The sequence below is a fragment of the Oleiphilus sp. HI0132 genome (assembly GCF_001635845.1).
The window spans coordinates 1-1371 of sequence record NZ_LWGJ01000321.1; the positions used below are offsets into that span (position 1 = coordinate 1).

Consider the following 1371-nt stretch of genomic DNA (forward strand, 5'->3'; position numbering starts at 1 on the left):
ATGCTTGATTTCAGTTCAGAAGGAATAGAGAAGTAACGTTGGCGATCTTCCTTGGTAAATTTAGGAGGGGTATCGAATAGTTGTCTTTCAGACTCGTTTAAGATATTAATAGTTGGCATGTTAGTACGCTCTTATTGTTATGGTGCGTAATTACTTATCGGTGCCTGGCAAGAAAAACTTAGCAGTTAAGCGTGAAAACAGTTTTAATTCCCTTCTCAATATTTGGTGTGTATGTCAGGCAAACGCTAACATTGCCTCCAGACCTTTAAACGGATAATAAACTATGTCATGACGAAGGCTAAAGCCGCCTTTGGCAAACATCCATGAAACCTCCTGATACAACGTCGTCGTAGGATTCTAGCTTTGAGCACAAAGCACTACCTTTCTGACAGTCTGCCATCTTCACTAAGCAGTCCTTTGGCGGATTTTGCTCTTGGGCAGCTGTGATGAGTTAGCGGACATTGGCCGTTATTCACTTTATAGACAAAGCAGATAGAAATAAGGGAAAAGGATTTTGTCATCTGGCTTCACAAAGTAAATTAATAGCAAGTATCTAATTTTCCCTCATTTAAGAAAGAATATCGCGAGAGTGTAAATTTCGTCTATATCGCGCAGGTGTTTCACCAGTCCAGCGTTTGAATGCTTTGTGAAAACTTGCAATGTCTTTGAAACCACAACATTCACCAATTTCCTTCAGGCTTAAAGTATCTGCAGATAGCAACGAGACCGCTATTTGTTGTCGTTCCTGTTCGCAAAGTTGCCGATATTGTACATGCTCTTGTTGTAGGCGGCGTCTTAAGGTTCGAGGACTCATTGATAGCTTGCTCGCTATTAGGGGTAGTTCTGGGAGATCTCCCTCACTTTGGGCAAGCATGCTTCTTACGGTGAAGACTATATCTCCTAATCTGGCATTTTTAACTCTTTCTAATTCGTCTCGACATTGCGAAATTACCACCTTGCTTGTGACTCGGTTTGTCATAGGAAGGGCTTGTTGCATCTTGTCTAAGGGAATAGAGAGTTGTCCTGATGGAGCTTCAAACTGCACTGGGCTTTCTGATATCTTTTGATAATACCTAGCATTAAGCGGTTTTGAATAAGGAAGTTTCACTTCACTAAAGCGAAATGGTTTTGCAATAAGTTGGCTAATTTGAGCTTTCAAGGATCCAAGGAAAATCTCATAGCCAAAGATATCGTTTACTGGAAAATTCATTTCGGGATTTGGGTTTAGACTTATCAATAGCATATTGCCTTGCTGCTGATTTGATATCGTAAAACGACTTCGGAGAATTTCCTTGAATTCATCCGCAATAGCCAAAGCATGGCCCAGTGTCTTTGCGCAGAGTAGTGCTGATGACAACATTCCCCATCTCG

At 41.1% G+C, this 1371-nt stretch carries 1 protein-coding gene; it reads right to left on the minus strand.

The annotated features are described in order from the left end of the window. Window positions 1-568 precede the first annotated feature (568 nt). A partial coding sequence (locus A3766_RS03875) for an AraC family transcriptional regulator (protein ID WP_156508667.1) occupies window positions 569-1371 on the minus strand: 803 nt, incomplete at its 5' end.